The sequence below is a fragment of the Rhizobium indigoferae genome (assembly GCF_034554815.1).
Taxonomy (GTDB): Bacteria; Pseudomonadota; Alphaproteobacteria; order Rhizobiales; family Rhizobiaceae; genus Rhizobium; species Rhizobium leguminosarum.
In genome coordinates, this window is record NZ_CP140635.1 from 1,933,512 (window position 1) to 1,960,486 (window position 26,975).

Below are 26,975 nucleotides of genomic sequence, written 5' to 3' on the forward strand. Positions count from 1 at the left end.
CAAGTGCCTCTATCAGCCCCGCCATGTCCTGGCCATCAGAAACACCGCCAGCACGCAGCTGGGCAAGCCAAGGGACAATGGCAGACCCTGATGTCCGATCAGTTGCATCGCCAGTCCTGTCGCGGGCGAGCCGACGATGCCGCCGATGCCCCATACCAAGGCGAAGGCCGCGTTACCGGCGATCAGGGCTTGACCGGTGAAACGCTCGCCAAGCTGGATCAGCGACAGGGTGTAGATCCCGAACGAGACCCCGCCCCAGACGAAAACCAGCGGCCAGATAAGCCACGTGGTGAAGACCGACGGCAGCAGCAGGCAGCCGGCCAGGCAAGCCAGGACGCAGAATAACATCATCCGCGTCGAGCCGAACCGTTCGGCGACCCGCCCGAGCAAAATCTGCAGCGCGGCATTGCCTGCGATGAAACAGGTGATGAGCGACGCGATGCGTCCCTCGGCGCTGCCGAGTGCTGCGCCATAGACCGCGAACAGGGAAAGCAGAATCTGCTCGAAGGCGGCGGCCGTGAAAACCGCAAACAGCAGCAGCGGCGCCAGTGCGAAGAAGCCTCCGACCGAGGTTGCTTCGCCTTCGTTAGGCATCTCGGGCAGGCGCGCGGCGACGGCAAGCACGATCAGGCCGCAGAGAAGAAAGGCCGTAATGCCGATCATGAAGGGCGGCCATCCCTCGGTGCCAGTGAGGCCGAGCGACAGTGGGCCGATGGCGAAGCCACCCGAAACGATCGATGAATAGAGGCCCATGATCCTGCCCCGGCGCGGCGCCGGCGTGATCGAGATCAGCCAGGTCTCGCTGATCACGTAAAGCGAATTGGCGAAGAAGCCGAGCAGGAAGCGCAGCGGCATCCAGGCCCAGATGTCCTGCATCCAGGCAATCGTAATCAGGGTGAGGGCAGCCAGGATCGAACACAGGATCGCCAGCCGCGCCCCGCCCAGGCACTGCGACAGCGCCGGAATGAAGGGCGCGGATAGGATAAAGCCCAACGGCGTCATTGCCGCCGACAGGCCGATCAGGCCCGATGTCGTTCCCTGCCGCTCCAGGATGAAGCTGAGCAGCGGATAGGTCAGCCCCTGTGCCACGGCGAATACCGTGACGGTCGCGATGATGCCCGCCATGGCGGCCCATGGGATCCGATCCGTGCGCGCTGATGTGATGCTTTCAGCAGTCATGCAGATGTCCTCGTCAGACCGTATGGTTTGAAGGGCCGAGAAAGCCTCAACGTCAAAGAGGATGAATTCTGCAGGAGGCCGGGAGTGCCGTACTTAAGCTTTCCCAAAAAGTTCTCAAAAACGTCCAAAGGGACTATAGATGTGCCCCATGCAGGGATCGCGTTTTGCCTTTGGACCATTCGTGCTTGATCCGGCCGCGGGAACGCTTCTTCGGAACGATGATCCCGTTGCCGTTGGCCACCGCGGGGTAATGCTGCTTGCCGCACTCGTCGGGCGGCCCGGCGAAATCCTTGGCAAGGCTGAGTTGATGGATGCGGCGTGGCCGGGCAGGGCGGTCGAGGAAGGCAACCTCACCGTTCAGATCGCGCAGCTGCGCAAGTTGCTCGGTCCGACCGGTGACGGCGGCGAATGGATCTCCACGGTGCCGCGCTCGGCTACCGCTTCATAGGCGCCATCAATCAACTTGGCGGCGTGAAGCGAAAACCTTTGCCGCTGCCTGACAAACCATCGATCGCGGTGCTGCCCTTCGTGAATATCAGCAACGATCCCGAACAGGAATCCTTCACGGATGGGCTGACCGAAGACCTGATCACCGACCTGTCCAGGATGCCGGGCCTGTTCGTCATCGCCCGCAACTCGGCCTTCGCCTATAAGGGAAAGGCGAGGGACGTAGGCGGGGTCGCCGAGGAGCTCGGCGTGCGCTACCTGCTGGAGGGAAGCGCAAGACGCGTAGCAGGGCACGTGCGCGTCAATGCTAAGCTGGTCGATGCGGCAAGTGGCGATCATCTATGGGCGGAACGCTTCGATCGCAGCCTCGAAGATATCTTTGCCGTTCAGGACGAGGTGACTGGCAAGATCGTCGAAGCGCTGCTCGGGAGGCTGCGGGCACCGCCGTCGCGCAATCGGCCCAAAAATCTCGAGGCTTACGATCTCTGCGTGCGGGCGCGCAGGCTGATGGATGATACGCCGCAGACGGCGCGAGAAGCGCATCTGATGCTGACGCGCGCGATTTCCCTCGATCCCAACTATGCCGAGGCCTATCGCTGGCTTGCCATGAACCACTGGATGGGAGAGGTGCATTCCGGCGGACCAACGCAACCCACCCGTAGCCTTGCATTGGAGCTGGCGCGCAAAGCGGTAATGATCGATCCCAATGATGCCGGCTGCCGCTGGATCCTGGCATACCTGCTTGCCTATGAGCGCAGCTTTGCCGAGGCGGATGCGGAATTCGCCAAGGCGATCGAACTCGACCCGAACGAGGCCGACACCTTTGCGGCACTATCCGACATTGCGGTCTTGGTCGGGCGGGTCGGAGAGGGCCTTGAGCATATCGCCAAGGCCTTCCGGCTGAACCCATTTCCGGCAAGCTGGTATTATCTGGCGCTCGGCCAGGCGCAATATGCCGCCGGCCAGTACGAAGCCGCCGTCGAGACGCTGCGCAGGGACGAGACCTATCGGACAAGCTCACGCCGTTTCCTGGCGGCAAGTCTTGCCCAACTGGGCCGGCTCGACGAGGCTCGCGCCGAGGCCGAACTGTTCCTCGTCGCCAACCCGCATTTTTCAACCCGCCACTGGGCGGCGACGGAACCCTTCCGCGACGCTCGGACGCTTGAGCATTTCGTTGACGGCTACCGCAAGGCGGGGCTTCCGGGGTGACGCCGGCGTGCCTCGAAGACGGCTCGATCTAGACGGTGCCGGGCCGCGCAGTTGATTGGCTCGCGGAAGACAAAAAGTCCTCTTCGGCGGTGGGCAGTTTTCCGTTCGGGGTCAGGTCGTCGACAGCTTTGGGAAGATCGCGCTTCAGTCGCCCAAGAATCTCTTGATGCGAAAGGCCGGTATTGGCAGCGATCTCGTTGAGAACGTCCGGACCTAGTGCTTCCGCGAGCTGGCCGTCATCGATGTCGGCATTCGGACCGGGCTGTATCCACGACTCCACCTTGTCACCCTGACCATTCTGCTGAAACGTCTTCAGCAGGTCGCCGAGACCACCGCTGACGATACCGCCTGATGTCAGCCCACCGAGAAGGCCGCCGAGACCACCCGAGCCGCCCAGTCCGCCAAGAAGGCCCCCAAGTCCGCCGGGCTGCTGGTTTCCTGCGCCCGCCTGCTGAGGGTTCTGGATGCCCCGCAGGAGCTCCCCGATCTTGTCTCTGTTTTGGTAGCCGGCAACGGCAAGGACGGCGAGAAGCGCCTTCAATTGACCGCTCATCATGATGAATCCTCCTATGGTGCTCCTGCAGCGCGGCGCGCCGCAAGGACGCAATGTCCTGAGTGCTCAAAGGTTCCGCGCCGGTTTGGAAACAAGGCCGCGCCGTCCGCATTCGTTTGCGGCCTCGAAGGCCCGGCCGTCCACCTCATTGCTCACGCAGCGTTCAGATTTCCGGGCAACCTCGCCTGTTTGCAAAGGTCATTCGTTCCGGTCCACGGCGCGTCATCCCTTGCACAACGATAGTGCGGGAAGACATGCGTACGATCTGTGCCCTGCGAAACCCTTCGCTGCGTGCGATGTCGAGAGCGTCGTCAGGATCGCAGCCCCGTGGTCTGCGCCGGTCATATCGGTCATATCGATCAGGGTCGCGATCACGTTCGTAAACGCCGAGGCCACCGGGGCCGACACGCAACTCCAAATCTTGCGCCGCCGCGATAGTCGGCGAGATCGTCAACCCGATTAAGGCCGCCGAGCCGATGAGTATGAACTGAAGTGATTTCCGCATGAGTACCTCCCATGGCCATGCCATCGCAAGGACAACATCGACATGCGAGTTTTGTTCCTCAAGATAAGTGGAATGGGCGCGGGCACGCCGCGCCGTCCCAGATCATTCGCTTCAAACAGCCATATTCGACGCTGCCGACATCACTTCCCGAGGGGCGGGACCGCCGAACATATGGCGACCATCCTCCTCCACTTCCGTGAAACACCAGCGCACGATTCCATCCCGATCGAGCAGGAATTCGCCGACAAGTTGGCCGTGGCCGGTGGCGATCATCTGCTTGTCGTCCTCGGTGAATTCATAGCCGTCCGCCTTGTCGAGGTAGTCCACCGCCGCCATCAGGTCCATGGGCGCTGGAAGCTCGTCCGGCATGTCGATGCGCATCGACGTCACCGCACTCATGCTGATTTTGTGCGGCCAGTCATTCTCGTCTTCGGTGAACTGAAGGTTCGGCAGGCCGAAGGCCTTGTGCGATACCCGTTCCGGATCCGAGGCCGCCAGCAGATTGGGAAGCGGATGGTAGCGGAAATAGAGGCGAGCGCGGTCGATCGGCGTGTTGACAACGGTCAGGCTGTCGATGCCTTTCTCCTGCAAGGCATCGGTGAGTTCGGCCATGGCGGCAATCTGCCGGCGACAGAACGGGCAATGCAGTCCGCGGAACAAGCCGACGAGCACCGGTTTCTGGCCGCGAAAATCGTCGATGGCGACCTTGCCCTGGCGGGTGATTGCGTCCAGCACCACGTTCGGCGCGCGATCTCCCGGCTTTAGCGGTCTTCCGGCGTGGTTCTCCTGCATGTTTCGTTCCTCCCTTTATATTGTTGAATCGATTTGCCTAATCGATCTCCGGCGATCACTGAAACGAGGGCAAGTCAGTCGAGAAACGGCAGGACGACGAGCGTGCCAGGATCGAGGTTGTGGCGGATGCACACATCCTGTGCCAGGGTGAAATACCGTTCCGCCTCGTCCATGTCGTCATGCTCAAGGCTGAGTGTCGCCAAGCCATCATAGCACGGAAAGAGCAGTTGCGGTTCATCAATTTCCTTCGCAACCTCAAGGGCTTCCTCGTAATACTTACGAGCTAGCTTCGGCTGCCCGTGGCACTGATGAATTTGGCCCAGCACGATCAGCGGTACGGAGAGATGGTCGCGCTGATCGAGTGCCCGGTCGATTTCGACGGCCTTTTCCGCAGCCGGTACACCCTCGGCAGCGCAGCGATCGGTGAAGGTGCAACAGGCAACTGCGAGGTTGGCGAGAAGCCGCGCCTGGAAGCCGAGATCGCCGATACGGGTCGCAAGCTCCAGTCCGCGCCGGCAGATCTTGATGGCGTTGGCCGGATCAACAATCGTGTAGAGAACGCCGAGATTGGAATAGGCACGACAGGCAGCACTTTGCAGATCGGCCTTTTCGGCGACCGAGAGGCTGCGCTCCACTTCCTGCACGGCCTCGCGGCGACGTCCGAGCCGCGCAAAGGCCGCACCCTTGGTGTTCAGCGCCTCCGCCATCGCTCGCGCCGTCTCCCGTCCGGCCTCGGTCGTCCCGTCGATCGGCAGCGTTTGCAGGGATTGCAGTGCCAGCGTCGCCCACTCGGCGGCAGCGGCCTGATCCCCCATGCGGAAGGCCAGATGGCCGCGCTCCTGCAGGACATGTGCACGTTCGACCGGCGCATCGATTGTTGCGATTATCGCTTCGGCTTCGGCCAAATGTGTCTCCGCTTGATCGCGGCGTCCTGCATCGAGATGCAAACGGCCGACCTTGCGCAATATCCGCGCTGCGGCGATAGGGTTGTTGTTGCGGTGGATCGCAAGCGCTCGCTGATAGTGGTTCAAGGCAGCGTCGCGGAGACCGGCGGGACCGCAGAGATCGGCAAGACGCTCCAGCAGCGCGAGTTGCTCTGGTGTAACCTCCGCCTCGTTTGCCAGCGCGGCAAGGGCCTGACGATAGAGGCGCATCGCATCGTCATTGGCGTAGGTTTTGCGCGCCAGATCGCCCGCCGCCATCAGATAGGTGGCCCCCTTGGCCCTTTCTGTGGTCAGGCTGAAGTGATGGCCGAGCTGCGCCAGGTGCTCGGGCCGGTCGGGTGCTGCGCCATATTGACGTTCCAGAACCTGGCCGATCCGTCGATGAAGCTCCATGCGCCGTTGCAGCAGGAGATTGTGATAGATGACGTCGTGCATCAGCGTCTGGCTGAAGCGATAGCCGGGCGATTGCCCGGCATCGGGCCCGCGCAATTCTTCGATGATATTGGCATCGCAGAGATGATCCAATGCAGCATCGATGGCGGCTGGCTCTGTGGCGACGGTGCGGAGCAGGGCGGTATCGAACTTCGGGCCGACCACTGCCGCCTCTTGCGCCAGCCGTCTGATCTCCTGTGGCAGACGATCGACGCGGGCAAGCAACAGGGCTTGCAGGTTCACCGGGATATCGACATCCGTGTCTTCCGCTGCGACATGCCAGCGCTGGCCGTCATTGTGCAACGTGCCCATGTCGATCAACGCCCGAAGGATTTCTTCGATGAAAAGCGGATTGCCGCCGGCGCGGTCGAGGATGCGCTTGCGCATCGTGACCGGCAACTTGCCATGATCCACGCCAAAAAAAGCGGCAAGCAGCTTCTGCCCGTCGGCCGCAAAGAGTGGGGCAAGACGCTGCACGGTGACGCTGACACGATTGGAGTCCAGTGGGTCGGTCTGCGATGTCGGCCGGTAGACCGCAAGTAGCATTAACCGGCTGCGCTCCAGCCGGTCCATCATGAAGCGAAGCACTTCCAGGGAGGTGGCGTCCGCCCAGTGCAGATCCTCGATGACAAGCAGCAGGGGACCTTGCGCCAGCCGCCGCTCGAAGACGGTGCGGACGGCATAGAAGATCTGCCGCCGCAACTGCTCCGGCTCGATGTACCGCAACGCGCCATCGGGATCGCCGAGGCCGAGGACATGTAGAAATAGCGGCAAAAGTCCCTCGACCTCATCCTGGGTTAGATCGAGCGCGCGGAACCCCGTTGCCAGCAATTGCCGCGCCCTGTCGAGATCATCCCGCTCGCCGATGCCGTAGGCGCTGCGCACGACCGCGCCGAGCGTGCCATAGGATTGTTCGCCGAGCGGAGAGCAGGTCGCTTTGCGGATGGCGAGGCCCTGGAAACGGGCAGCACTGCCGGCAACTGCGACGAATTCGTTGACCAGCCGCGACTTGCCGATGCCCGCTTCGCCGATCAGCCGGACAAGCTGCGCCGCGCCGCCGCAGGCAAGGTCGAGGCATGTCAGCAACCGCGACATTTCCGTATCCCGTCCGATCATCGGTGCCTGAAGGCCGAGACTCTCGAGCCCGCGCGCCGTATGCGGCGCTTCCGACAGCCCGGTCAGCCGATGGACAAGGACGTTTCCGCTTTTGCCGCGCAACGCCTGCGCGCCGAGACTCTCGAAGGCAAAGGCGTGGCGGGTGAGGCGATAGGTCAGCGGCCCGACGAGGATATCGTTTTCGCCGGCCATGGACTGCAGGCGTTGGGCGGTGTTCACCGTGTCGCCGGTCACGGAATAGGATTTTGTACTGACCGCACCGAAGCCACCGGTGACGACAGGGCCGCTATTGATGCCGATATGCAGACGCAGCGGCACACCGGCGCGTGCATGCCAGCGCTCGCCGACCTGCGTCGCCCGACCGATCATATCAAGTGCGGCACCGAGCGCCCGGACGGGATCATCCTCATGAGCGACCGGCGCGCCGAACAGCGCCAGCAGCGCATCGCCGACGAATTTGTCGACGAAGCCGCCATAGGCTTCGACTGCCTGGGTCATCTCTTCGAACAATTCGTTCTGCAGCACCCGCATGACTTCAGGGTCGATCTGCTCGCTCAGCGTCGTGAAGCCGCAGAGATCGGCAAAGAGCACGGTCACCGGCCGCCGGTCGGCGTCACCCTCCGATTTCGACAGGACCGCCTCGATCTTCGGCTTCGATGCGGGCTGCGCTGTGCCTGGTATCGACGCACCACATCGGGGGCAGAAGGCAAAATCGGGCTGACAAGGATGGCCGCAGGCAGCACAGGAGAGTGGTTGCTTTGCGCCGCATCGCGGACAGAAAGCAAAACCGCTCTGAATATCGAACCCGCAGCCGCTGCACTCCATCGGACGCATCTCACGAAACCCCGATGTACGGCTATTTCAGCCGCAACCAGCAGGCCTCAGACAGGGGACAAGCATGAACCTGCTGCCCCAGGCCCGCAAGCACTAAACAAGCGGCGGATCTGGGGACAGCTTCGGCAGCTCGAGAACGGCGATCTTGGCGTCATGAGCGTTCACGAACGAATGGACTTACCGTGCGGCGGCTGCTGGATCGCACGGCTTGCTTTTGGGGTGTCGATCATCCGCCGTCACTGCGGATGGGCGTCGGCGAGCCTTGCAACCCGGCAGTCAAAGAGCACCGGCCGGTCCACGTTGATCATCTCCTCGATCCTGGCATCGAGTTCGCGAGGGCTCTCGCAACGAAGGCCGATGGCGCCATAGGCTTCGGCGAGCTTGGTGAAATCGGGCAGCGAGGCCGAATAAGCGCGCGATCGACCATTGCCATCCGGCACTTGACCCCATTCTCGCGCCATGCCCGGATGCTCGTCGCTCAAGATGAAGATCTTGATCGGCGCTTGATGCTGTATCGCCGTCGACAGCTCTTTCATCGTCGTTTGCACCGACGCGTCGCCCGCAATGTCGATGACAAGGCGGCCGGGATTTGCGAGCTGCGCCCCCAGGGCGGCAGGAAGACCGAAGCCCATGGTCCCCAATCCCCCTGAGGTAATCCAGCGATTGGGTTTGTCGAACCCGAAGAACTGCGCCACCCACATCTGCTGACCGATCTCCGTGGCGATGATGGGGTCGTGTGGCTTTGTCAGCGCATGCAGACGCTCCAGGGCGTGTTGCTGCATGATTGTATGGTCCAGCCGCTCGTAGGAAAACGAATGGCGGGCTCGCCAATGGTCGATCTGTGTCCACCACGCCCGCAGCCGCTTCTGGTCGGGGACAGAGGAAAGTGACCGCCAGGCATGGAGCATATCCGCCAGCACGTGCGCGGCGTCGCCTTGAATGCCGATATCGACGGGAACGCGTTTGTTGATCGACGAGGCATCGATATCGATGTGGATTTTCTTCGAGTGAGGCGAAAACTCATGGATGCGCGAGGTCGCAAGGTCGTCAAAGCGCGCGCCGATGGCGATCATCAGGTCGCAATCGCGATTGCCATATTGGCTTCATGCGAGCCGCCCTGTCCGGCGACGCGCAGCCAGTTCGGCCCGGTGGCGGGATAGGCTCCAAGCCCCAAGATGGTGGACGTTATGGGAAAGCCGGTGAGGTCGACGAGCTCACGCAACAATCGTGACGCCTCCGGCCCCGAGTTGATGACGCCGCCGCCGGCATAGATGATAGGTCGTCGCGCTTCGGCCATCAATGCGACAGCCGCCCGGATCGCGTTCTGATCGCCTTGCATTGCGGGCTGGTAGCTGGGCAGGGGAGATACCTTGTCAGGTGAGACGTAGGTCCCGCTGGCGAAGAGCACGTCCTTCGGCATGTCGACGAGAACAGGGCCGGGTCGACCGGCCGCCGCAATCCGGAACGCCAGATGGATCGTTTTGGCCAGATCGTCGATGTGTTGGACCAGGAAATTGTGCTTTGTGCAGGGACGGGTGATGCCGACCGTATCGCATTCCTGAAAGGCGTCCGTGCCGATCAGGCTTGTCGGCACCTGACCGGAGAGGCAGACGATCGGAATGGAATCCATAAGCGCATCCTGCAGCGCCGTAACCGAATTTGTGACCCCTGGTCCCGATGTCACCAGCATGACGCCGACCTTTCCCGTCGAGCGGGCATAGCCTTCGGCTGCGTGTCCGGCGCCTTGCTCATGGCGCACCAGGAAATGTTTGATGTCCTCCTGTTGGAAGATTTCGTCATAGATCGGCAGCACCGCGGCGCCGGGGTAACCGAAAATGTGTTCGACACCGTTGTCGCGCAGCGCCTGCAGAACGATCTCGCCGCCGTTCAGGAGACGATCTGAAGGGGTATTGGGGGAAAAGTTGGCTTTCTCGCCGGTCATATCTGGGTTCCGTCGTGAGTGAAGTGATAGGTGCGACGGGGCATAAAAAAGGCCCCGTCAGGGACCTGTTTTCGGCGCATGGGTGGCTATTGCCGGACGATCAGACCGTCCTGCCCATGCGCGATATCACCACTACGAGAACCATTGCGATTTTCATGGCCGATAGAGCTAGCTCCAAGTCTACACGTCGTCAACGACGTCTCTGCGCAGATTTTATCTGTGGTTGAGAATTTTTGAGATCAGTGGTTCGGTCAGTGGCGACGCAAGGGCAGGGGGCGAACCGCTCGCAATCTATCGACCAAAGGCAAACTCTGCTCGTTCTATCGCCCGCGAAGCGATTTCGACCACTTCCTCCAACGTGCGCCGGTCAGGCGTTCCGAGCCAGCCGGCGACGAATTGAAGATCAGGCAGTTTGGGGGAGATATCGAGGGCCACCAGTCTTCCGGCCGCGAGTTCGAGCGCGACGATGGCGGGCGGAATAACAGCAATGCCCAAACTGTCCAATGCCATGCGGATCAGCGTGGCGACCGACGAACTCGCGTAGATTCTGGGCATCGGCAGGGCGGGATCAGAAAACAGTTCGGTTACCTGCACAAAGGGCTGGGTGTTGCGCGCGAAGGTGAGGATGGGCCAACGCGCGATTTCCTCTAGCGAACCGTCCTTGAGATCGGCCTTGACCTTCGGACTGGCGACAAAACTCACCGGAAACCGGCACAATTGGCGTTGAATGACGGCAGGAGCGCTCAATGGCCCAACCAGAAACGCCAGATCGATTTTCTGCTGGATCAACCGCTCGCGCAGATTGGTCGAAATATCGACCTCGATCTCCAGCGCAAGCTTGGGGTAGGTGTTGCTCACCTGTTCGAGGAAGTTCGGAAGCCACGTGTGGACGATCGTCTCTGCCACACCCAGCTTGAATGTACCGCTGAGATGAGTTCGGTCGGCGACTGCGTGGAGCATTTCGGCCCGGAGCCGAAGCAGCCGGTCGGCATAGGTCAGCACCTGTCGTCCGGCGGGCGTGACCGACAAAGTCCGGCTAGACCGATCGAATAGCTGGGTCCCGAGTTCCTCCTCCAACTGCGCTACACGAACGGAAATGGCCGGCTGGGTCGTGTTCAGCTTTTCGGCGGCGGCTCGGAAGCTCTCAAGCTGCGCAATCCACAACACCGTTTCCAGCGCCTTGAAATCCACCATGCACAACTCCTCCGATAAATGGAATTTATCGATATTCATGAAAAATGACAATTTGAAATTATCACGTTTTTGCCGATGCTTGTATCCGAAGAAAACGAGGTGTCTCCATGAACATAGTATCGACCCGTCAGGAGCAGGCTTTCTCCAATCCACTCGCCATGCGGGCCGCCTCCAGGAATGGCAGCTGGACGAAGGAAACAAGCGGCACCGCCCCCGGCTACGTCCAAGCCAATCTCGCCATACTGCCGAGCGCGCTGGCGGATGATTTCCTGCGCTTTTGCGTGCGCAACCCGAAGGCATGTCCGCTTGTCGGCATATCCGAAAAAGGCTCGCCGCGCATTCCGGACCTGGGCGTCGATCTCGACATCCGGACGGATGTGCCGAGATACCGCGTCTGGGAAGGTGGCGAACTGGCCGCCGAGCCGACCGACATCAGCGATCTCTGGAGCGACGACCTCGTGGTTTTCGCTATCGGCTGTTCGTTCTCGTTCGAAGAGGCGCTGATCGCAAATGGCATAGGGCTTCGCCACGTCGCCGAAGGGCACAATGTCGCCATGTACCGGACGAATATCGAATGTGTCCCGGCGGGACCGTTTTCCGGCCCGATGGTCGTCTCCATGCGGCCGCTCGCCCCAGCCGACGCCATCCGGGCGGTTCAGATCACCTCGAGAATGCCCGCAGTGCATGGCGCACCCATTCACATCGGCTTGCCCGCGTCCATCGGCATCGAGAACCTCGACCAACCGGACTACGGCGATCCGACCCGCATCATGCCCGACGAAATGCCGGTCTTCTGGGCATGTGGGGTGACGCCGCAAGCCGTCATTGAGGCCGCCCGCCCGAAATTCGCAATCACGCATGCGCCCGGCTGCATGTTGGTCACGGACAAGCCGAACGCGGCCCTCATCGCTTTCTAGGGCGCGATGCCGAAAAACATGAGCGGTTTTCGGATAACACCATGCTCCAACTATCTAATTTAGAACAGGATTGGACAATCACGCCCCGCCAATAAGAACTGGGAAAATCGCGGGGCCATGGCAAACTCAACAACGAAAAGGGGAATGACATGACAGACAATTACGCCGTCTCAACGCGTGCCGAGCCGCGAAGCTGGTATGGTGAACTGACGCAGCCGGGGAAACGCACATTCTGGGCGTGCTTTTCCGGATACGCGCTGGATGCGTTCGATGTCCAGATCTACAGCCTCGCAATACCGGCGATCATTGCCACGCTTGCAATTTCCAACACCGATGTCGGGATCATCGCCACGGTGACGCTTCTTGCTTCCGCACTCGGCGGCTGGTTTGCCGGCATTCTCGCCGACCGCTTCGGACGGGTACGCACCTTGCAGATCACGGTGATCTGGTTCGCCGTATTCACCTTCCTCAGCGGCTTTGCCCAAAATTTCGAACAGCTTCTCGTATGCCGTGCGCTGATGGGGCTTGGTTTTGGTGGCGAATGGTCGGCCGGCGCGGTACTGATGGCCGAGGTGATCACAGCCAAGCACCGTGGGAAAGCGGTCGGCATGGTGCAGAGTGCCTGGTCTGTCGGCTGGGGTGCGGCCGTTTTGCTGTCCACCGTCCTGTTCAGCCTGATGCCGCAGGAAGAGGCCTGGCGCGGGCTCTTCTGGGCTGGGCTGGCACCGGCCATTCTCGCCATTATCGTGCGGCGGTTCATTCAGGAGCCCGAGGTCTACACCGCCTCGCAGAAGAAGCTGAAAGCCTCCGGCGAGGTCGTGCGCATCACCGAAATCTTCGCACCCTCGATGCTCGGCCGGACCATGCTGCTGTCGTTAATGACCACCGGTGCGCAAGGCGGCTATTATGCAATCGCCACCTGGCTGCCGAGCTTCCTCAAAACGGAAAGGCACTTGAGCATCATCGGTAGCGGCGGCTACCTCGCCGTCATCATCATCGGCTCGTTCTTCGGCTATGTCACCGGCGCCTATTTGTCCGACATCATCGGCCGCCGCAAGAAGTTCATGCTGTTTGCGATCGGTGCGATCGTCACTGTCGTGATCTATACCTACCTGCCGATCAACAACACGCTGATGCTATTTCTCGGCTTCCCCCTGGGCTTCTTCGCTTCCGGCATCTTCGCGGGAATGGGCGCCTTTCTGACCGAGAATTTCCCGACCCGCACGCGTGCGGCAGGGCAGGGCTTCACCTATAATTTCGGCCGCGGCGTCGCCGCCCTCAACCCGACGCTGGTGGGCATCGCGACGGCTACCATGCCGCTCGGCAAGGCAATCGCCATATTCGCCGTCGTCGCCTACCTGCTGGTCATCGTCGCCGCTTTCATCCTGCCCGAGACCAAGGGCAAGGAACTGGCAGCCGACTGACGCCTTGCCGGATTGCGGCAGGCGCTGCAATCCGCCTCTTTCCCAAATCGATGAAACAAGGACCGTGCTTTCCGCGCGGATGGTCAAGTCATGAGTGAATCACACTGGGATTTCTGGATCGATCGCGGCGGCACGTTCACCGATGTCATCGGACGCGACACCGAAGGCCTCCTGCATGCCCGCAAAATGCTGTCCGAAAATCCAAGCGCCTACCGGGATGCGGCCGTCGCCGGCATAAGGGCGTTGATGGGCCTTGATGCGAGTGAACCGATACCGGCCGGCGCCATCGGCGAGGTGCGCATGGGAACCACCGTTGCGACCAATGCCCTCCTGGAGCGCAAGGGCGAGCCAACTGCCCTCATCACAACGCGCGGCTTCCGCGACGCGTTGGAGATCGGCTGCCAGGCCCGGCCCGATATTTTCGCCAAGCACGTCGTCAAACCGGAACTGCTCTACGGTATCGTCGCCGAGATCGACGAGCGCGTTCTGGCCGATGGCGAAGTCGAGAAGGAATTGAACGAAGCGGAGGTCCGCAAGGCCGTCGAAAAGATCGCCGCACGTGGCTTCAAATCCATTGCCATCGTGCTGATGCATGCTTACCGCTATCCAAGCCATGAGCAGGCGATCGCTGCCATCGCCCGCCAGATGGGCTTTCCGCAGGTTTCCGTCAGCCACGAAGTTTCGCCGCTGGTGAAGTTCGTCGGTCGCGGCGACACGACGGTCGTCGATGCCTATCTTTCGCCGATCCTGCGCCGCTATGTGGCGCAGGTAACGGAAGAACTCGATATCGAACGGACCGGGGCCCGGTTGACCTTCATGACCTCGTCGGGCGGATTGACTGCCGCCAGCCTGTTCCAGGGCAAGGACGCCATTTTATCCGGACCTGCGGGCGGTGTGGTCGCCCTTGCGCAGACCGGCGCGGAAGCCGGTTTTGCAAAAGTGATCGGCTTCGACATGGGCGGCACCTCCACGGATGTTGCCCATTTCGACGGAGAATATGAACGGACATTCGAAACCCAGGTCGCCGGCGTTCGCATGCGCGCACCGATGATGCAGATCCACACGGTCGCAGCCGGCGGCGGATCGCTCCTGCGCTATGACGGCGCGCGTTTCCGCGTCGGCCCGGAATCTGCCGGCGCCCATCCAGGCCCCAAGGGTTACCGCAGGGATGGGCCACTTGCCGTCACCGATGCTAATATCATGGTCGGCAAGCTGATACCCGACATGTTTCCGGCGATCTTCGGTGAAAGCCAGGATCAGCCTCTCGACTATGCTGCGGTCAAGACCGCCTTCGACGCACTCGCCGAGGAGATCGGCGATGGGCGCAGCGGCGAGGAGGTGGCCGACGGCTTCCTGAAGATTGCCGTCGCCAATATGGCGGAAGCCGTGAAGAAGATCTCGATCGCACGGGGATACGATGTCAGCACCTATGCCTTGAACGCCTTCGGCGGGGCGAGCGGCCAGCATGCGTGCCTGGTGGCGGATGCACTCGGGATGACGAAAGTCCTCGTCCATCCATTCTCAGGCCTGCTGTCCGCTTATGGCATGGGGCTTGCTGACATCCACGCCATGCGCCAGGCCTCGCTCGATCTGCCTCTTCATACCGAGAGCATCCCGGCAATCGTCACGGCAGCGCAGCCCTTGTCAGAAGAGGCGTTCCGCGAGGTCCGCGAACAGGGCATCGATGCCTCCGAGATCACTGTTCATCTGCGGCTGCATATCCGTTATGCCGGTGCCGACACCGCATTGGAAACCACCGCTGCCCGGATCACCGCGACAGAAGCCGGCGTCGCGCCAAGCCATTTTGACGTCGATGCGCTGAAACAGAGCTTCGAAGTCGCGCACAAGTCCCGCTTCGGTTTTGTCGATCATGACAAACCGATGATCGTCGAGACGCTCGCCATCGAGGCGGTCGGGGGAGGCCGGAGCGTGGCACCGGAGGCAAACGCAGTCACCAGCAATGTCCGTCTCGATCCCGCCACCCGCACGCGCTTCTTTTCTGAGGGGCGGTGGCACGCGGCGCCGGTCTATCGCCGCGAGCAACTTTCCTCCGGAAATGTCGTCGAAGGTCCTGCCCTGCTGATCGAGCCTAACCAGACCATCGTGATCGAAGACGGCTGGACAGGCACGCTGACAGCCAAGGATCATATTGTCCTCGAACGGAAAATCGCCAGATCGCGGTCACTGGCGCTCGGCACGGCGGCTGATCCGGTCATGCTCGAAATATTCAACAACCTCTTCATGTCGATCGCCGAGCAGATGGGCTTCACGCTGCAAAACACGGCATCGTCCGTCAACATCAAGGAGCGGCTCGATTTCTCCTGCGCGATCTTCGATCGTCATGGCGCGCTCGTCGCCAATGCCCCGCATGTCCCGGTGCATCTGGGATCGATGGATCGCTCGGTGGAGGCGATCATCACCGGCAATCCGGTCATCCATGCCGGCGATGTCTTCGCCATCAACGCACCCTATAACGGTGGCACACATTTGCCTGACATAACGGTCTGCACCCCGATTTTCGACGCCGAGGGCAATGAAATCTTGTTTTGGGTGGCATCCCGCGGCCATCATGCCGACATTGGCGGCATCGCGCCGGGATCGATGACGCCGAACGCCCGCACCATCGATGAAGAGGGCGTCTATATCGACAATTTCAAGCTCCTGGACCGGGGCCGTTTTCGGGAGGCTGAACTTGCCGAACTGCTGACGGGAGCACTCCACCCGGTGCGCAATCTCGGCCAGAACATCGGGGATATCAAGGCGCAGATCGCCGCCAACCGGAAGGGCGCCGACGAACTCGGAAAGATGGTCGATCAGTTCGGCCTCGACGTCGTCGAAGCCTATATGGCCCATGTGCAGGACAATGCGGCAGAAAGTGTCCGCCGCTTGATCGCTCGCCTTGGCGATGCCGAATTCACCTATCCGATGGATCAGGGATGCGAGATTAAAGTCCGCATCAGCATCGACCGCACGAAATGCGAAGCGACGGTCGACTTTACCGGCACATCGCAACAGCAGCCGGACAATTTCAATGCCCCGGAACCGATCACCCGCGCGGCGGTCCTCTATGTCTTCCGTGTCCTGGTGGAAGACCATATCCCGATGAATGCCGGCTGCCTGCGGCCGATCAAAATCATCGTCCCGGAAGGGTCGATGCTTGCACCCCGCCGTCCGGCAGCGGTCGTGGCCGGAAACGTCGAGGTGAGCCAGGCCGTCACCAATTGTCTCTTTGGGGCGCTCGGCAAGCTGTCGTCGTCGCAAGGGACGATGAACAATCTGACCTTCGGAAATGAGACGCACCAATATTACGAAACGCTATGTTCGGGCGCTCCGGCAGGCGAGGGGTTTTCAGGCGTTGCCGGCGTTCAGTCCCATATGACGAATTCGCGCCTGACGGATCCGGAAATCCTCGAACTGCGCTTTCCCGTCGTGCTCGAGGATTTTCACATACGCGAAGGTTCAGGGGGCAAAGGACACTGGAACGGCGGCGACGGCACCAGCCGCACGATCCGTTTCCGGCGCTCGATGGATTGCGCGATCCTCTCCGGGCACCGCACCGTCAGGCCGTTCGGCCTCGCCGGCGGCGAAGCGGGCGAAACCGGCAGAAACCTCGTGCGCCGGCTCGACCAGAAAATCGAGGTGCTGCCAGGCTGTGCGCAGACGCGGCTTGATGAAGGCGAGGCGATTACCATCGTCACCCCGACCGGCGGCGGCTATGGGGCTCCTGCCACCGGATGAGTGGCCGGCGCGAACCCAAGTTCTATGGCGAGGTATGGGCGCCATCGAGGATCTGCCGTGCCTCGGCCCGCGGCGCGGCGACCGAATGACGCTTAACGAGCGAGCATTCGAGCTTCGCAATGGGATAACGCTTGCCGGGCACACTTTCCGGGTTGAGATGTTCGATCGCCCATTGCCCCATGGCAAGATGTGGAAGGACCGAGGTCGTCAGCGGAGGGACGAGATGTCGTGAAATTTCTTCGTCGTCATAACCCACCACCGACATGTCCTGGGGAATGCGAAGCCCTGCATCCTTGAGCGCTTCGTAGCACCCGATGGCAGTGCGGTCGTTCTGGCAGAAGATCGCGGTGGGCGGCTCTTTCAGAGCAAGCAGTTTCATCGTGGCGGCATAGCCAGCACCGGCCGACCAGTCGCCCTCGATAACCAACTCCGGATCGAAGGGTATATCGGCGGTCGCCAGCGCGCGGCGATATCCCGTCAGCCGGTCTTGTGCCGCCTGCATCCAGATTTCGCCGGTGATCGTCGCGATACGATGGTGTCCGTGCATGATCAGATGCCGGGTGGAGCTCTGCCCTCCCGCGATCTCGCTCGGCACCACGGCGGGAAAGGCATGGTCGGCCGTATAACAGTTCAGCAGGACCGTCGGGATGTTAAGCTTGCAGACATAGGAAGGAAGCTCCACCTGGCGGGTATAGATCGTCATATAAATGAGCGCCGATATGCCTCCGCTCGTCAACGCCTCGATTGCCTTCGGCTCCATGACGGGATCACTGAGCGTCTGGGTTACCAAAAGGACATTGCCGGCGTTCCAGGAGGCTTGTCGCGCGCCTTCGATCGCCACGATCGCTTCCGGGCTGGTGGCGAGCTGATCGACGGCGAAGCCGATGACGTTGTCTAGTCCCGAATAAGAGGCCTTCGTTGCATAGGTCTTCTCCATGTAGCCGAGTGCGCGCGCCGCCTCCCATACGCGATCGCGCGTCTGCTGGGAGATACGGGTGCCGGGCGTGTCGTTGAGGACGAAGGAGACGGCCGCCTGCGAGCAGCCAGCCGCCGCGGCGATGTCCATCATCGTCACGCGCGCAGGCTTATTTTGGGTCTTGGGTTTTCGCATTCGTGGAAACTGTCTCTCTCGGGATAATAGGGTAGGGTGGATTGATCGTCGTTTCGGCTAATTAATATTAGCATCTATCTGAAAGCGCTGGCAATTGCATGAATTGCAGCAACACTAACAGTTATTGGCCATTGCCAGTACAAAATTGCCATCTAGCCCCTGCGCGATGAAATGTTTTGATCTGCATTGATAATACTATTTACTAATTAAATTTCTTGTATACCGTCAGGGGGCGATCGGAACCTATGCCACTCGTCGCTTTGCGACGGCCCTAGGAGGGGGCGCGCATCCGGCCGGCCGTAAATCGGAAACGGGCCCGTGCAACCGCGGCCCCTCGGGAGGTGTATTATGAAACAGCTGAAACGCAATGCAGCCTTGTTCTTCGCCGGGTTGATGCTGAGCGCGGCGCCGATTGCCGTATCGCATGCTGCCGACAAACCGACACTTGCATTCGTCGTCAACGGCGCATCCGACTTCTGGAAAGCCGCAGAAGCGGGCGTGAAGAAGGCGCAGGGCGAGATGCCTGACTACCAGATGGAGCTGAAGTACCCTGAGCAGGCATCTGTCGCCGTTCAGCAACGACTTATGGAAGACTTGGTCAGTGCCGGCGTGAAGGGGGTCATGGTCTCCGCGGTCGATCCCAAGACCCAGACGGATGGCTTGAACAAGATCGGCTCGCAGACTGCTCTCTTCACGACCGATAGTGACGCGCCGCAGACCAACCGCGTTGCCTATATCGGCTCGTCCAATATCGACGCCGGCTTGCAAGCGGCCGAAATCGCCAAGAAGGCGATGCCGGACGGCGGCAAGTGCATCGGCTTCGTCGGCCTGCTCGGCGCCGACAATGCCAAAGAACGCATCCAGGGCATGAAGGACGGCTTGAAGGGCACGAAGATCGAGCTGACAGATGTACGCGGCGACGATATCGACCAGACGCGCGCAAAGAAGAACGTCGAGGACGCGCTGGTGGCCAGCCCCGACGTCACCTGCATGGTCGGCTTCTACTCCTACAATACGCCGCGCATCTATGAGGCGCTGCGCGACGCCGGCAAACTCGGCCAGATCACCGTCGTCGGCTTCGATGACGATCCGATCACGCTCGGCGGCGTCAAGGAAGGCACGATCGCAGCGACCGTCGTGCAGCAGCCGTTCGAATGGGCCTATCAGGGCATGAAGCTGATGGCGGCCTACCTCAAGGGCGACAAATCAGGCGTTCCCAGCAACGGCTTGATCATCATCCCGACGGTGATCATCGGCAAGGATGACGTCGACAAGTATGCCGCCAGCCTGAAGGCTATGTCTGGAAAATAATCCTCCTTCGCGGCGGTGGCACTTGCCGCTGCCGCGAAAGACGTCTCATGCCGACACAGCCATTGGCAGCCATGGACAGGCGATGAACCACAGCTCCGACATCCCGTCACCGGACGCGCTTGCAACGCCATTCCTGTCGCTTTCCGGCGTTGGCAAGACCTATCCGGGCGTCGTTGCGCTTGAGGGCCTGTCGATCGACATCATGCCGGGAGAGGTCATCGGCCTCGTCGGCGAGAACGGGGCTGGAAAATCGACGCTGATGAAGATTCTCGGCGGCGTGATCGCACCCGACCGAGGCACGATCCTGCTCGACGGCACGGAGCTTCGTTTCCTCACTGTGGAATCGAGCATCGGATCCGGCATCGCCTTCGTGCACCAGGAACTCAATCTCTTTGAGAATCTCGACGTTGCCGCCAATATCTTCCTGGGCCGCGAACCGCTGAGAGCGGGACCTTTCAAGCTCGTCGATCGCGATCGGCTGCGAGACATGGTGAAGCCGCTCTTGAAGCGGGTAGGGGCTCATTTTTCCGCCGACACACCCGTGGCAGCGCTTTCCCTTGCCGAGCAGCAGATGGTGGAAATCGCCAAGGCGCTGTCGATCAACGCCAGGCTCGTCATCTTCGATGAACCCACGTCCAGCCTGCCGCTGGCCGAAACCGAGCGGCTCCTGAGCATTATCAAATCGCTGAAAGCCGATGGCATCAGTGTCATTTTCATCTCGCATCGCCTCCACGAGGTTGAGCGCGTCGCAGACCGCGTCGTAGTCCTGCGCGACGGCACGCTCGTCGGCACGCTCGCCAAGAAAGACATCGGCCACGACCAGATGGTCAAGCTGATGATCGGCCGGGTGCTTGCGGCCCGGACCGCAAAACCGCAGCGCTCGCCCGGCTCAGTTGCGCTGAAGGCAAGCGGCGTGCGCACCGAGGCCTATCCCGGGCGTCCCGTTGATCTGGAAATCCGGTATGGAGAAATCATGGGGCTTGCAGGGCTCGTTGGGTCGGGCCGCACCGAGCTTGCAAAAGTACTCTTCGGCATCGACCGGAGCTACGGCGGAGCCATTCTTCAGGACGGGCGGCAAATTGCGATCGGGTCTGCCCGGGACGCCGTCGCTCGGGGCATTTTCCTGGTGCCCGAGGATCGCAAGCGCAACGGCATTCTTCTTGATTTCCCGATCGCCCAGAACATAACCCTTGCCGATCTCCCCAAGCTCTCCAGCCGTTTCATGCTTTCTGCTGAGCAGGAGAGGGCGGCTGCCGAAAAGCAGCGCGTTCGCCTGGGTATCAAGGCGCCCTCCGTTTCGACGCGAACCGGCACTCTATCCGGTGGCAACCAGCAGAAGGTAGTGCTTGCCAAATGGTTGTCGATGAGCCCGAGGGTGATGATCTTCGACGAGCCGACGCGCGGCATCGATATCGGCGCGAAGAACGAGATCTACGGCCTGATGCGAGCGCTTGCCGATGCCGGAGTGGCGATCCTGATGATCTCCAGCGACATGGAAGAGGTGATCGGCGTTTCTGACCGCATCGCCGTCATGCACGAGGGCCAGATCGCCGGCATATTGGAAGAGGACGAAATCAGCCAGGAAAGCGTCCTTTTGCTTGCTGTCGGCAAACGGGTAAAATAGCGGCTGCGGCCAATATAAATAAGTATCGGGGATGGATCTCGAATGATCAAAAAAGATCTCGGACTGCTGCTTTTGATCGTCGTCGTCGGCATCGTCGTCGCCATCATCAATCCGCGCTTCCTGCTACCGATCAACCTGGCCAACACCGCCAACCTGATCGGCCTGTTCGGCATCCTGTCGATTGGCCAAGCCTTTGTCATCATTACCGGCGGTATCGAGCTTTCCGTGGGCTCGCTCGTCGCGCTTCTCGGCGTGCTGTTCGTCGATTTCATCGCGGTCCAGGATATGTCCTGGATGCTGGCGCTGCCGCTCATTCTCGTGCTTGGCGCGGTCATAGGCGCCGTCCACGGCTGGCTGATCACCCGGCTCAACCTGCAGCCCTTCGTCGTCACCCTCTGCGGCCTCCTGATTTATCGTGGGGCAGCGCGCTTCTATACGGCCGACGGAACGGCAGGCTTTGCTTTCGGCCAGAATTTCCCGGACCTCGAATTCCTCACCGCTGGGCGGTTTTACGGCGTTCCCAACACTTTCATCGCACTCGTCATCATTGCCGTGGTCATGTGGGTCATGCTGCATCGCTCTGTCTTCGGGCGTTATCTTTACGCAATCGGGAAGAACGAGGAGGCGGCCCGCTATTCTGGTATCCGTACCGGCCGCATGGTCATGTCGGCCTATGTCATCTGCGGGCTGCTAACGGCGCTTTCGGCAATTTATTTCGCCATGTACACACGCTCGATCTCGCCCGCGAGCCATGGTCAGTTCTACGAACTCTACGCGATTGCCGCTGCCGTACTCGGCGGCTTTTCGCTCCGCGGCGGCGAGGGATCGATCGTCGGCGTCGTGCTGGGGACGGTCCTGCTCCAAGAGTTGCAGAATCTCGTGAATCTACTTGGTATCCCTTCGTCGTTGAATTTCGCTGTCATGGGTGGCGTGATCCTCATCGGCGTTCTGATCGACCAACAATGGCACGCGATCCGCGCAAAGCGCCGCCTTGTCTCTGCCGCCCGGCAGACCGATAGCCGTCTTTCGAACGAAAGCAGTTTGCCGGTGGTTGCCAATCAGGACTAGGTCAGTGGATGGGGCAATGAGTATCGTGACCTTGCCCCGTTGAATTAATCCGTTTCAGGAGGGCAGCATTCAGCCAGCTTTCGCAACTTGGCACGACGCTCACAAGCCATGTCATGGGCCGTCACGCAGTAATAGCCGTTGAGATCCGGTATCAACTTGTCGACGAACATGTTGCGCTTGAGCTCACGAAAGATCGTTGAGCGATGCCGTCCAAGTTTTTCAGCGATGATCTCGAAGCTGATGCCGGCCATCCGCCAGCGAGCGATCTTGCGGCGTTCATCCAGGTCGATATGGGAGTAGGTGTGTCTCATTGCGCTTTCCTTGCGAGCGATAACCCATTGGCATCTTTCGCAAGTCGCGCTTCAAACTTGAACCCACCCGGCTACACACATTGTCAAAGCTGATTAGAGATGCGCCTGCGCCAGCCAGTTAGAGATGCGACACTTAGGTCGTCCTGGCTCTGACGGTCAGCCGCCGATCCGACCGGCTGGGCCGGGTTGAGAGGGAGGAGCGGGGGCGGGTGAGGGAGACCCCTTCGGCTTTAGCTTTGAGACTATGTCCGCACCATTCATTCCGCTGCCTCCATGCGCGCCAGCGCCTTTTGCCTTTTGGCAATGACTTCCGGGTCGTTCATGAAATCCGTCCGCCGGCCGGGTTTGCGACCGCGCTTCTGATAACCATTGCCCTGGCTGCCATCGGGAATACCGAACATATGATCCGTCTGGCCGGTGCGGCGAGGACCGCTCTTGCTGCGCTGCTGTTCCCGCCCAGCCTGCAGCTCAGCGACGACGGAAAGCATGTCGTTGAGACGCTTGTTCTCGACAACCTCTGCCCGATGCACCGACCGTAATGTATCGAAGGTTCTGTAGGGGAGGGTGAAGCTCTCGTGCATGATCTCGAGGCGGCCGTCCGGGTAGTCGCAGACAACGACCTTCTTTCCCGCCAGCCCTTTGGCCCGCTCCGTCGGATCGAGAATGAACAAGACCTTGTCGTAGCGCAGCGTCAGGGCCTGTGACAGCGTGCGGACTTCCTTCCGGCACATGGCGCCGTCAAGGTTCTCATGATCGGCCAGTGGCCGATGCATATCCTTCGGATTGCGTGGCGATTTGCCAAAACGGGAATTGAAATCCGCAATGAATTCTGATGCATAAGCGTTGGCCGCCTCGATCGTATCGATGCCACGAAGCCGCAATTCCTTGACCAGCCGGTCCTGCAGCGTCTGGTTGGCGCGTTCTACGCGGCCTTTTGCTTGCGGGGTATTGGCGCAGATGATGTCGATGTTCAGCTCATAAAGCGCACGGCCAAACTGCGTCAGGCCGCTCGTGCGGTCTTTCTCCGACGCATGGGTCGAACGAAAGACACCATGCTTGTCGCTGTAGAAGGCCAGAGGTTTGCCCCATTGCTGCAGATAAGCCTTTGTCGCATGCAGATAGTCGAACGTGTTCTCTGACCCAGCGAACCGCAGATGCAGCAACTTGCCGGTGGCGTCATCGATATAGACAAGCAGAGCGCATTTGGGGCCGCGACTCTCGAACCACCAGTGATGCGAACCATCGATCTGCACGAGTTCCCCGAAACAGTCGCGCCGGCCGCGCGGCTGGAAAACCCGCTTCTTACGCTCGCGTCGCGAGACCCAGATGCCGGCCTCGGTCATCCATTGACGCAGCGTCTCCTTGGCGACCGAAATATGATGCAGTTCGATCAGCTTCTCGCGCGCCAGCGTCGGACCGAAATCCAGATACCGTTCGCGGATCAGATCCAGCGCCGCATTGCGAAACTCCTCGCTGTGGCGCCGATTGCTTGGTCTCGATCGCTTCTTCGAAACCAGGCCGGCCGCACCGGAATGGTCATAGGCCTGCAGCAGCCTGTGCATCTGACTTCGGCTGAGCCCAAGCAGCTCGGCGGCCTGGACGACGCTCAGGCGCTGATCACGGATCTTCTGAATAACTTCGAGGCGATGCAATTCTTTCTGCGACATGGTGATCATAAAGGACATGACGACTCCGACCGCTCATGGTCTCGACCAGGCTGAAGGTCGTCATCCTTGCTCCCAACGTTGGCATTGACCAGAACGTCGAGAGGCGAGACTGTCGCATCTCTAACTGGCCCAACTGTCGCATTACTAAATAGCCCTTACACACATGTATCGCATAAGATAGATTATGGAACAGAAAGATGCCATTTGATTACAATGGCATACCTTCGTCATCCATCTCACAGGTCCACTCTTTTAAAATCGGCCTGCTCGAATTTGCGTCTTGACGATCCAGCACATCGACGAGTTCACCGGCGAAAGTACCCTCATGGAACAACTGATCCCAGCCAACAAACTCTTTCGAAACCCGTGTCTCGGACGACGCGCTTGGCCGCAACGTCCGGGTCAGAGAGTTGCTTTGACGGGATTCGACGAAAAGCGCGCCTGTCCGCCCGCCGTTGCTATTCCTCAAGTGTCGAGATGACTTTCGATGGTCTTTGCAGCTCCGTTGCGGCAGCAGAAGCCGCGGCATCGGCGGGACCGCCGGAAACATGAACAGTCGGCGTTGCAAACTGGATGCCTTTTTCCGCGAATGTCTTCTTGAGCATGGCGAGAGCCTTTCGGCGAACGCCGAACTGTTCGCCGGGTTTTGTCATGAACTTCAGCCGAATCTGCACGCCGTAGTCCGCCATCTGCTCGATCCCCTGCATTTTCAAAGGCTCGATGATGTTGGGCCCGAGTTCAGCGTCCTCCAGAAGCTCAACGCCGATGCGCTTGATGGTCTTGCGGACCTCCTCAAGATCGCTGTCATAGTTCAGGGTGAGCGTAATGATGTCGATGACCCAGTCGCGACTGAGGTTTTGCACCGCGCCCAGTTCGCCGAAGGGAACGATGGTGACCGGACCGCGATGGTGGCGCAAGCGGATCGATCGCAGCGAGAAACCTTCGACCGTCCCTTTATATTTCGCCGCCTGAATGTATTCGCCGATGCGAAAGGCATCGTCGAACAGATAAAAGACGCCGGAGATGATGTCCTTGACGAGTGTTTGGGCGCCGAAGCCGACGGCTATGCCGACGACGCCAGCACCTGCCAGCAGCGGTCCGATCTGAATGCCGACGGCATCCAGGATCATCAGGAAGCCGACGGCTCCGATCGCCAGGAACAGTACATTGCGAAGAATGGGCAGGAGGGTATTCAACCGTTGACGCCGGCGTGCATCGGGTCCTTCCTGATGCCCTTCCTGCACGCTTCGCGACGCCACCGCCATCTGACTGTCGATCAACGTGCTTGCGAGCTTCCAGATAACGTCGGTCACCAGCAACACGATAACGATGCGGATTCCGGCGCGGATCAAACGCGTGGTCACGGTTTCGGCTGCGGCAAGGTCACTGAGATTGACATTCCACGCGCGGGCAATGAGGAGAGCGGCGACCACAATGAGACCGTTCCGCAGCGTTTGCATGATGACAACGGACCATCCGACGATGGCCGGATCCTCGACCGCCTGCCCCTCCCCGGATTGAATAATGCGACGAATCATATCATGAGCCACCGAAACGGTAAGCGGCAGAAGCGTAATGATGATCACCGTCCAGAATGCAGCGCGGAGCCCGGATACCCATAACAGCCACGATAGCAGGATGCTCGCGCTGAAGGCGACACAGACCAGCCGGCTCACAGGCGGCCCATCAGAACGAAAGTGCCGCAGCCAGATCATAACGATAAAAGCGATTGAAACGACACCAAGCCATGCTGCGGTAAAGAGGTCGGCCAAGATAGGTGAAGCCCCGATCGTCCCCATCACTTCAATGGTGGCCCAGCCAGCCGCCAGCACTGCGACGATTCCGAGGAGCCAGTAGTACCAGAACCAGGCAAGCGAGGTGACAAGCGTCAGAAGCCGCATATGCGGCAGACGGGCGCCTGGCGCGATGACAATACGGCCCACAAGCACGCCAAGGCGCACCATGAGCGCGGCTGATAGCAGGATGAGCGCAATATCGCGAAACACGGCAGGCCATGGAAAGAGGATAAACGCGCCGAGACTTCCGATCAGGTAACCGACCAACGCGAGAAGACCCATTGAAAGCCGGGCGGCGTGGAGCTTGATCCGTTGCCGAACGGTGTCGGCAGGCGCGTTCAGCACAAAATGGAGCAGCCCTCGCCCTGACCACCAGGCAAGGCGCTGCGCAACGAACCCGCCTGCGACGAAGAGTATGACCGCCAAGATCAGGCCGACAGGTTCGATACGATCATCCGTTTGGAAGACCCGGATCGCCGACTGGATCTGCCCGGGAAGGGTCGGAACGGCATCGACGAGTGTCAGCAACCTCTGGCGCAAATCCTGTAGTGACGTGGCAATCGAAGTCGGTGCCGCCTCTTGCGAGACTGCCACCGGCTGCGCCGGTTCCTGATTGCCCGGAACGATCCGGCCGACCAGCGCTCGTCCGGAATCATCATTCGGCAATTCGATAATAACCCGGATCGGCGCCGAGGAATTGGTCGGCTCAGCCGCCGAGGCGGGGTTTGCGCTCGCCAGCAGAAGCGTTGAAAATACCACCGCCACGAATGCACGCACTCTGCGGAGGGGATGACGGTCGTTGATGATGCGCATGTGGCCGTGGTCCCCGCGATGGTGTCGTCGCTTTTGCCGGATTGGTCG

The 26,975-nt window shown here is 60.6% G+C and carries 15 protein-coding genes and 3 pseudogenes; 7 read left to right on the forward strand and 11 right to left on the reverse strand.

Annotated features, from left to right (window positions below):
- Nucleotides 1-12: 12 nt before the first annotated feature.
- A complete protein-coding gene (locus U5G49_RS09930) occupies nucleotides 13-1,179 on the reverse strand; it encodes an MFS transporter (protein WP_193442244.1) in 1,167 nt (388 codons plus the stop codon).
- 148 nt (nucleotides 1,180-1,327) lie between these two features.
- Between U5G49_RS09930 and U5G49_RS09935 the strand changes: the two are divergent.
- A pseudogene (locus U5G49_RS09935) lies at nucleotides 1,328-2,835 on the forward strand (winged helix-turn-helix domain-containing tetratricopeptide repeat protein).
- Nucleotides 2,836-2,863: 28 nt separating this feature from the next.
- Here U5G49_RS09935 and U5G49_RS09940 read toward each other — a convergent pair.
- The 6 genes and pseudogenes from U5G49_RS09940 to U5G49_RS09965 all read right to left on the reverse strand — a co-directional run bounded on the left by U5G49_RS09940 (nucleotide 2,864) and on the right by U5G49_RS09965 (nucleotide 11,147).
- Complete coding sequence (locus U5G49_RS09940) at nucleotides 2,864-3,391, reverse strand: YidB family protein (protein ID WP_018445331.1); 528 nt, start codon at nucleotides 3,389-3,391, stop codon at nucleotides 2,864-2,866.
- A 160-nt stretch (nucleotides 3,392-3,551) separates the two neighbouring features.
- Nucleotides 3,552-3,893 (reverse strand): hypothetical protein, encoded by a 342-nt coding sequence (locus tag U5G49_RS09945; RefSeq protein ID WP_193442246.1) that lies wholly within the window; start codon nucleotides 3,891-3,893, stop codon nucleotides 3,552-3,554.
- Between the two features lie 111 nt (nucleotides 3,894-4,004).
- Nucleotides 4,005-4,685: a peroxiredoxin-like family protein gene (locus U5G49_RS09950; RefSeq protein WP_193442248.1), complete on the reverse strand. Its 681-nt coding sequence runs from the start codon at nucleotides 4,683-4,685 to the stop codon at nucleotides 4,005-4,007.
- A gap of 74 nt (nucleotides 4,686-4,759) precedes the next feature.
- Nucleotides 4,760-8,002 carry an adenylate/guanylate cyclase domain-containing protein gene (locus tag U5G49_RS09955; RefSeq protein WP_130716411.1) on the reverse strand — a complete coding sequence of 1,081 codons (3,243 nt, stop codon included), beginning with the start codon at nucleotides 8,000-8,002 and terminating at the stop codon, nucleotides 4,760-4,762.
- Between the two features lie 245 nt (nucleotides 8,003-8,247).
- A pseudogene (gene ilvB / locus U5G49_RS09960) lies at nucleotides 8,248-9,953 on the reverse strand (biosynthetic-type acetolactate synthase large subunit).
- A 291-nt stretch (nucleotides 9,954-10,244) separates the two neighbouring features.
- Nucleotides 10,245-11,147: a LysR family transcriptional regulator gene (locus U5G49_RS09965; protein WP_193442250.1), complete on the reverse strand. Its 903-nt coding sequence runs from the start codon at nucleotides 11,145-11,147 to the stop codon at nucleotides 10,245-10,247.
- 107 nt (nucleotides 11,148-11,254) lie between these two features.
- Here U5G49_RS09965 and U5G49_RS09970 point away from each other — a divergent pair, with 107 nt between their 5' ends.
- The 3 genes from U5G49_RS09970 to U5G49_RS09980 all read left to right on the forward strand — a co-directional run bounded on the left by U5G49_RS09970 (nucleotide 11,255) and on the right by U5G49_RS09980 (nucleotide 17,226).
- Entirely contained in the window at nucleotides 11,255-12,064 is an 810-nt protein-coding gene (locus U5G49_RS09970) for a putative hydro-lyase (protein WP_018445326.1), read from the forward strand.
- A gap of 149 nt (nucleotides 12,065-12,213) precedes the next feature.
- Nucleotides 12,214-13,488, forward strand: coding sequence for an MFS transporter (locus U5G49_RS09975; RefSeq protein ID WP_193442252.1), 1,275 nt, complete (start codon nucleotides 12,214-12,216; stop codon nucleotides 13,486-13,488).
- Nucleotides 13,489-13,578: 90 nt separating this feature from the next.
- Nucleotides 13,579-17,226, forward strand: a complete 3,648-nt coding sequence (locus U5G49_RS09980; RefSeq protein WP_193442254.1) for a hydantoinase B/oxoprolinase family protein — start codon at nucleotides 13,579-13,581, stop codon at nucleotides 17,224-17,226.
- Nucleotides 17,227-17,248: 22 nt separating this feature from the next.
- Here the strand turns inward: U5G49_RS09980 and U5G49_RS09985 are convergent, their stop codons facing one another.
- Entirely contained in the window at nucleotides 17,249-18,337 is a 1,089-nt protein-coding gene (locus tag U5G49_RS09985) for a LacI family DNA-binding transcriptional regulator (RefSeq protein ID WP_028731903.1), read from the reverse strand.
- A 348-nt stretch (nucleotides 18,338-18,685) separates the two neighbouring features.
- On the opposite strand from U5G49_RS09985, the gene U5G49_RS09990 reads away from it, so the two are divergent.
- The 3 genes from U5G49_RS09990 to U5G49_RS10000 all read left to right on the forward strand — a co-directional run bounded on the left by U5G49_RS09990 (nucleotide 18,686) and on the right by U5G49_RS10000 (nucleotide 22,340).
- Nucleotides 18,686-19,648 carry a sugar-binding protein gene (locus U5G49_RS09990; protein ID WP_018242042.1) on the forward strand — a complete coding sequence of 321 codons (963 nt, stop codon included), beginning with the start codon at nucleotides 18,686-18,688 and terminating at the stop codon, nucleotides 19,646-19,648.
- An 82-nt stretch (nucleotides 19,649-19,730) separates the two neighbouring features.
- Nucleotides 19,731-21,272, forward strand: coding sequence for a sugar ABC transporter ATP-binding protein (locus tag U5G49_RS09995; RefSeq protein WP_028731902.1), 1,542 nt, complete (start codon nucleotides 19,731-19,733; stop codon nucleotides 21,270-21,272).
- A 42-nt stretch (nucleotides 21,273-21,314) separates the two neighbouring features.
- On the forward strand, nucleotides 21,315-22,340 hold the full coding sequence (locus tag U5G49_RS10000) for an ABC transporter permease (protein WP_112903105.1): 1,026 nt from the start codon (nucleotides 21,315-21,317) through the stop codon (nucleotides 22,338-22,340).
- A 71-nt stretch (nucleotides 22,341-22,411) separates the two neighbouring features.
- Here U5G49_RS10000 and U5G49_RS10005 read toward each other — a convergent pair.
- The 3 genes and pseudogenes from U5G49_RS10005 to U5G49_RS10015 all read right to left on the reverse strand — a co-directional run.
- Nucleotides 22,412-22,651: pseudogene (locus U5G49_RS10005) on the reverse strand (helix-turn-helix domain-containing protein); the annotation flags it as partial.
- A gap of 257 nt (nucleotides 22,652-22,908) precedes the next feature.
- Nucleotides 22,909-24,336, reverse strand: coding sequence for an ISNCY family transposase (locus U5G49_RS10010; protein WP_193442257.1), 1,428 nt, complete (start codon nucleotides 24,334-24,336; stop codon nucleotides 22,909-22,911).
- Nucleotides 24,337-24,776: 440 nt separating this feature from the next.
- The gene (locus tag U5G49_RS10015) at nucleotides 24,777-26,927 is read right to left on the reverse strand and encodes a mechanosensitive ion channel domain-containing protein (RefSeq protein WP_193442259.1); all 2,151 of its coding nucleotides are present in this window, start codon (nucleotides 26,925-26,927) and stop codon (nucleotides 24,777-24,779) included.
- Nucleotides 26,928-26,975 lie beyond the last annotated feature (48 nt).

What these genes read in the sequence shown, in the direction of transcription:
- U5G49_RS09955 (WP_130716411.1), bottom strand. Translation starts at nt 8,002, where the DNA reads ATGGAGTGCAGCGGCTGCGGGTTCGATATTCAGAGCGGTTTTGCTTTC.
- U5G49_RS09985 (WP_028731903.1), bottom strand. Translation starts at nt 18,337, where the DNA reads ATGCGAAAACCCAAGACCCAAAATAAGCCTGCGCGCGTGACGATGATG.
- U5G49_RS09930 (WP_193442244.1), bottom strand. Translation starts at nt 1,179, where the DNA reads ATGACTGCTGAAAGCATCACATCAGCGCGCACGGATCGGATCCCATGG.
- U5G49_RS09995 (WP_028731902.1), top strand. Translation starts at nt 19,731, where the DNA reads ATGAACCACAGCTCCGACATCCCGTCACCGGACGCGCTTGCAACGCCA.
- U5G49_RS09940 (WP_018445331.1), bottom strand. Translation starts at nt 3,391, where the DNA reads ATGATGAGCGGTCAATTGAAGGCGCTTCTCGCCGTCCTTGCCGTTGCC.
- U5G49_RS10015 (WP_193442259.1), bottom strand. Translation starts at nt 26,927, where the DNA reads ATGCGCATCATCAACGACCGTCATCCCCTCCGCAGAGTGCGTGCATTC.
- U5G49_RS09965 (WP_193442250.1), bottom strand. Translation starts at nt 11,147, where the DNA reads ATGGTGGATTTCAAGGCGCTGGAAACGGTGTTGTGGATTGCGCAGCTT.
- U5G49_RS09945 (WP_193442246.1), bottom strand. Translation starts at nt 3,893, where the DNA reads ATGCGGAAATCACTTCAGTTCATACTCATCGGCTCGGCGGCCTTAATC.
- U5G49_RS10000 (WP_112903105.1), top strand. Translation starts at nt 21,315, where the DNA reads ATGATCAAAAAAGATCTCGGACTGCTGCTTTTGATCGTCGTCGTCGGC.
- U5G49_RS09950 (WP_193442248.1), bottom strand. Translation starts at nt 4,685, where the DNA reads ATGCAGGAGAACCACGCCGGAAGACCGCTAAAGCCGGGAGATCGCGCG.
- U5G49_RS09970 (WP_018445326.1), top strand. Translation starts at nt 11,255, where the DNA reads ATGAACATAGTATCGACCCGTCAGGAGCAGGCTTTCTCCAATCCACTC.
- U5G49_RS09975 (WP_193442252.1), top strand. Translation starts at nt 12,214, where the DNA reads ATGACAGACAATTACGCCGTCTCAACGCGTGCCGAGCCGCGAAGCTGG.
- U5G49_RS09990 (WP_018242042.1), top strand. Translation starts at nt 18,686, where the DNA reads ATGAAACAGCTGAAACGCAATGCAGCCTTGTTCTTCGCCGGGTTGATG.
- U5G49_RS10010 (WP_193442257.1), bottom strand. Translation starts at nt 24,336, where the DNA reads ATGTCCTTTATGATCACCATGTCGCAGAAAGAATTGCATCGCCTCGAA.
- U5G49_RS09980 (WP_193442254.1), top strand. Translation starts at nt 13,579, where the DNA reads ATGAGTGAATCACACTGGGATTTCTGGATCGATCGCGGCGGCACGTTC.